We start from the raw sequence: 4,731 nt of genomic DNA on the forward strand, positions 1-4,731 counted from the left end.
AACCAGGCTTGATCAAAATGAATGGGAAGCAGTTAAGCGACACCCTGAGATTGGGTATCGAATTCTTTCTGCTTCTGCAGAGTATAGTGACCTATCCTTGTCGGTACTGGAACATCATGAAATGTGGAACGGTGGTGGTTATCCAAGGGGCCTGAAAGGTGAAGCTATCAGCTTACCTGCGCGTATTATCAGTGTTGCAGACAGCTATGATGCAATGACCAGTGAACGGTCATACAAGAAACCGTTGCCACAGGAAGTGGCCGTAGCAGAGATTAAGCGCTGCAGCGGCACCATGTACGACCCTTCAGTGGTTTCTGTATTTCTTTCCTCTATCAGTCATTTCTCCGTACAGGATGAAGAGACCAAAGAGGAAAATGTAATATTTTCATAGTTGGAATAATATTTTAAAATTATAATACAAACTACATGTTCGGCTTTATCGATTTCTTGGTCAATGATCCGGAAGCTGCTTTGCTTCTGGGAAGTGACCGTGGATCCCCAGCTTCAGCATCTGCTCGTGCAGCTGGTTCAGCTTCCCCTGCAGATCAGAAGGTCTTGAACTACATGCAGGTTGCTGGTCCTCACTCCTCAGCAGAGACAGACCATGTACCCAATGACACTGAGTTCAATAGCACACTCTTCCTGATTTATCAGAGAGTTGCTTTTGGCGAAATCTCAGCTGCCGAGGGTGGCAAGCAGATTCATGACCTGTTGGTCCGCCTGATCAACAAGTAATCGTATAATTTTACAAAGAGGGGAGGGACGATTCGGTCTCTCTCCTTTTTTCTGCAATTTTTGCAAACATAATCACCATTGGTCGACCTTTTTTAGCTGACGTGTGGGAGGAAATAGGGTATATATGTGTTTATGACTCCCCTCGACCAGAGAACCAAACGTTTCATCAGAAACTTGAAAGCTACCAGAATAATCTCAGCATTGCTTGCCGTAGAACAGTTGATCTATGGATTATTCCTGATACAGCCAGGTACTCCTGTCAGAGCCCAATATTTCCTCAGTGCCTTTCTTATTTCATTTCTTTGTCTCATCAGCCTTGTGATAAGCAAGCCTAAAGAAACCATCTCTGGACTGGGTTATCCATTCTTTGAAATGCTGCCCCTTGCACTTGGGATGTTTATTGCTCTCAATAGGATGTTTGCAAATAAAGGAATTCTCTTGAATATCCCCACACTTTATCTAGCATTCATCTACGGGGGAGCTGTTTTCTTTCTTTTGGATTATGTCCAGTCTGGTATTCTCTATGGTACGTTCACCATTGCATCGATCGTTATGGTGAACTCGCATGCACTACTTGCAAACAATGTTCCTTTTCGTACGGATTTTGTGATAAACAATGGTATAGCTTGGACTGTTTCGGCGCTTAACTATCGTTATTACAGACAGGAACAAAAGCATATCAGTCTTATCGAGGAACAGAACCAACAACTGCGTATGCTCAGTGAACAGGATACACTGACCGGTTTGCTCAACAGGCGTAAAATAGACAGCATTATCTCAGAACTATTGCAAAACAAGCAAGGAGGTTCTGCAGTATCGGCACTTATCCTCTTTGATCTGGATCACTTCAAACTGGTCAACGATACCTTTGGCCATCAACGAGGGGATCTTCTGCTGAAAGAAATCTCTGCTCTGGTAAAAGATCAACTACTGGAAGATGAATCACTTGCCCGTTGGGGAGGGGAGGAATTCCTCATTCTTACCAAACGTGACGGAGGGACACTCGCAGAAACATTACGAGAGAACATTGAGAACCACGTATTTGAACAGGTAGGAAAGATTACCGCCAGTTTTGGGGTTTCCCCCGTACGCCCTGATGATTCCGAGGTCAAGATCTTCCGTCAGGTTGATAAAGCCCTCTATCGTGCCAAGGAGATGGGGAGAAACCGTGTGGAACTGTTTAGGAACAGTTGAACGTATACGAGTTACAGGTCCTATTGATTATCTGGTAGCGTTTTCTCTCTTCCAAGAATGCAAGCACAGCTTCCTTCAGCATCTTCTCTCCATAGGGAGAAAATTCTCGTTTGCTTGGAGAATGTCTTTCTCTCTCCATTACCAGCATTCTCAGAGGATGATGTTCATCCCTTGCCTGTATCTTGGGAAAATTGACTTGGATTATCCCGAGTGACAAGTCCTTAGGTCCGAATAGGTTGATGGTTGCATGAAATGGATCAAATCCTGCCATGCCGGTAGAAAAAGTGAGCTGAGCTATGGTGATCTCAGCAGTATAGGTTACATCCTCAACAAAGTATGTCTCGGTGATCTGATAGCCTGTGTGTTTGTACACGGGTGTGTATTGCATATTATGCTCCTTGTGTGATGATTTACTTGTCGATAAGCACTTTTTCATCAAGTCATACACTGCCTCCTGTTTCTTAGGAGGCCTTTTGCAAGGAACATGGTTCTGTACATACAACATTGAAGGGCTCCTTTTAGCGATTTGTTTTTGGACGCTGCAAGTTGGGGATAAATCACGTCTCTATCGTTATTCTATATGGGTAAGTCGACAAAAACAATTATAATTTCTTGTCTTTACCATATCATTCTTGAATACAAGTGAACGGTTTGTTTCTTTGAGATTGGTTCTGTTATCGAAAGAACAGAAAAAATAATCAAGACATAACTTTGAGAGACAAAATACTACTGAAAGTTATATACGAAATTAGTTGACCGGTTTATAAAACCGGTTTAGTATAGGGGTGTACCAAAGAAAAATGATGGGAGAAATCTTTCTCCCAAATATTTACGGTAACACCAAAGGAGAATGAATCAATGAAAAAACATCTGTTTATTGCCTTTTTGATTGTCATGATGGCAATGGGGTCGGTTGTATTTGCAGCCGGTGCCGAGGAAGCCGCTCCCGCCAAGGAAGTGTATTTCCTGAATTTCAAGCCAGAGATTGCTGACGTCTACGAATCCAAGATTGCTCCTGCTTTTGAAGAGGAGACTGGAATCAAGCTGAAGGTCGTTACCGCTGCAAGTGGTACCTACGCACAGACGCTCAAGAGTGAAATTGCAAAAAGCAATCCTCCGGTAATCTTCCAGACCAATGGACCTGTAGGATTGAAAGAGAGCAAGAGTTATACCGCTGACCTGAGAAACACTGATTTCTACAGCATCCTCAGTGACAAGTCAATGGCCCTCACTGATGGTGAGAAAGTTCTGGCTATCCCGTATGCTGTTGAAGGCTATGGTATCATTTACAATGATGCAATCATGAGAAAATACTTTGCCCTGTCTGGCAAGGCTGTATCCATCTCCAGTGCAGATGAGATCAATAACTTTGCAACCCTCAAGGCAGTAGTTGAGGATATGACCAAGCACAAGGATGCCTTGGGTATCAAGGGTGTTTTCGCTTCCACCAGTCTGTCTGCAGGTAATCAGTGGAGATGGCAGACCCACTTGGTCAATGTTCCTCTCCATTTTGAGATGGTCGCAAGAGATATTCCTGCTGGATCGAGCGTCCCTGAACTTGAATTCACCTACAGTGAAAACATGAAGAATATCTGGGATCTCTATTTGAACAACAGCACCACTGCTCCTGGCCTTCTTGGAAGCAAGAGTGTTGATGATTCAATGGCAGAGTTTGCACTTGGCCAGGCTGCCATGGTACAGAACGGCAACTGGGGTGCCAGTCAGATTCTTGGTGTCAAGGGTAACAAGGTTGCTGATTCCGACATCAAGTTCCTGCCCATCTACACCGGGATTGAAGGTGAGGAGAATGCAGGCCTGAACGTTGGAACAGAGAACTATCTCTGCATCAACAGCAATGTAAGTGCAGAACAACAGGAAATGGCTGACCAGTTCCTCGCATGGCTCTTTGCCAGCGAAACAGGCAAGCAGTTCGTAAAGAACGACCTAATGTTCATCACTCCTTTCAACTCCTTCAAGGATAGCGAGCTTCCCACCGATCCATTGGCCAAGGAAGTCATCCGCTGGATGAACAAGCCTGGTGTCAACTCTGTTCCTTGGGCATTCTCCATCATCCCCAGTGAAGAGTGGAAGAACAAGTTTGGCGCTGCTCTTGCTGAGTACAGCGTTGGCAGGATGAATTGGAACGAGGTTGAGAAGGTTGCTGTCGATGCTTGGAAGACCGAGTACGACTTGACCAACTAATCTTCGTAGAAAACATGTTAGGATGAACCGCCTACCTTCATTGGAAGGCAAGGCGGTTTATCTGTTTTACAAGGGAGTCCCTCATGCAAAAGTCCATACAGAAATATTTTGCTTTATTTGCGCTTCCAGGTCTGATCTGCTTCGCTATTGCGTTTCTGATCCCAATGGTTATGGGGGTGGTTCTTTCCTTTTTCAAGTTCAGTACCGTAACGGATGCAACATTCAATGGCTTGGAGAACTACCGGAACATTTTCATTGATAAGGAGTTCATCAGCGCGCTATGGTTCACGGTCCGTTTTACGGTGGTTTCAGTCATTACCATCAACCTTGGGGCGTTTGCACTAGCGATGCTGCTTACCAGAGGTATCAAGGGAACAAACCTTTTCAGAACGGTATTCTTTATGCCTAACCTGATCGGAGGCATTGTCCTTGGTTGGATTTGGCAGGTAATCATAAATGGTATTCTTCTCAGGCAGGGAGTTACCATTGTCAGTGATCCAAAGTATGGATTCTGGGGCTTGGTTGTCCTGATGAACTGGCAGAATATCGGATACATGATGGTCATATACATTGCCGGTATTCAGAATATTTCCCATGATC

General features: G+C 44.5%; 6 protein-coding genes. 5 read left to right on the top strand and 1 reads right to left on the bottom strand.

Annotated elements, in window-relative coordinates; genetic code table 11:
- The 3 genes from JF818_RS04635 to JF818_RS04645 all read left to right on the top strand — a co-directional run.
- The coding region (locus JF818_RS04635) for an HD-GYP domain-containing protein (RefSeq protein WP_198890804.1) at nucleotides 1-391 on the top strand (391 nt) is incomplete at its 5' end.
- A gap of 35 nt (nucleotides 392-426) precedes the next feature.
- On the top strand, nucleotides 427-735 hold the full coding sequence (locus JF818_RS04640; RefSeq protein WP_233066172.1) for a hypothetical protein: 309 nt from the start codon (nucleotides 427-429) through the stop codon (nucleotides 733-735).
- Nucleotides 736-867: 132 nt separating this feature from the next.
- Nucleotides 868-1,929: a GGDEF domain-containing protein gene (locus JF818_RS04645; RefSeq protein WP_233066202.1), complete on the top strand. Its 1,062-nt coding sequence runs from the start codon at nucleotides 868-870 to the stop codon at nucleotides 1,927-1,929.
- Here JF818_RS04645 and JF818_RS04650 read toward each other — a convergent pair.
- Complete coding sequence (locus JF818_RS04650; protein ID WP_198890806.1) at nucleotides 1,916-2,317, bottom strand: hypothetical protein; 402 nt, start codon at nucleotides 2,315-2,317, stop codon at nucleotides 1,916-1,918. The genes JF818_RS04645 and JF818_RS04650 overlap by 14 nt on opposite strands.
- Nucleotides 2,318-2,787: 470 nt before the next feature.
- On the opposite strand from JF818_RS04650, the gene JF818_RS04655 reads away from it, so the two are divergent.
- Together JF818_RS04655 and JF818_RS04660 are read left to right on the top strand one after the other, a co-directional pair.
- Entirely contained in the window at nucleotides 2,788-4,131 is a 1,344-nt protein-coding gene (locus JF818_RS04655) for an ABC transporter substrate-binding protein (RefSeq protein WP_198890807.1), read from the top strand.
- A gap of 83 nt (nucleotides 4,132-4,214) precedes the next feature.
- The coding region (locus JF818_RS04660; RefSeq protein ID WP_198890808.1) for a carbohydrate ABC transporter permease at nucleotides 4,215-4,731 on the top strand (517 nt) is incomplete at its 3' end.

Origin of the sequence: Sphaerochaeta sp. S2, from assembly GCF_016406725.1 — a bacterium.
Lineage (GTDB): Bacteria > Spirochaetota > Spirochaetia > Sphaerochaetales > Sphaerochaetaceae > Sphaerochaeta.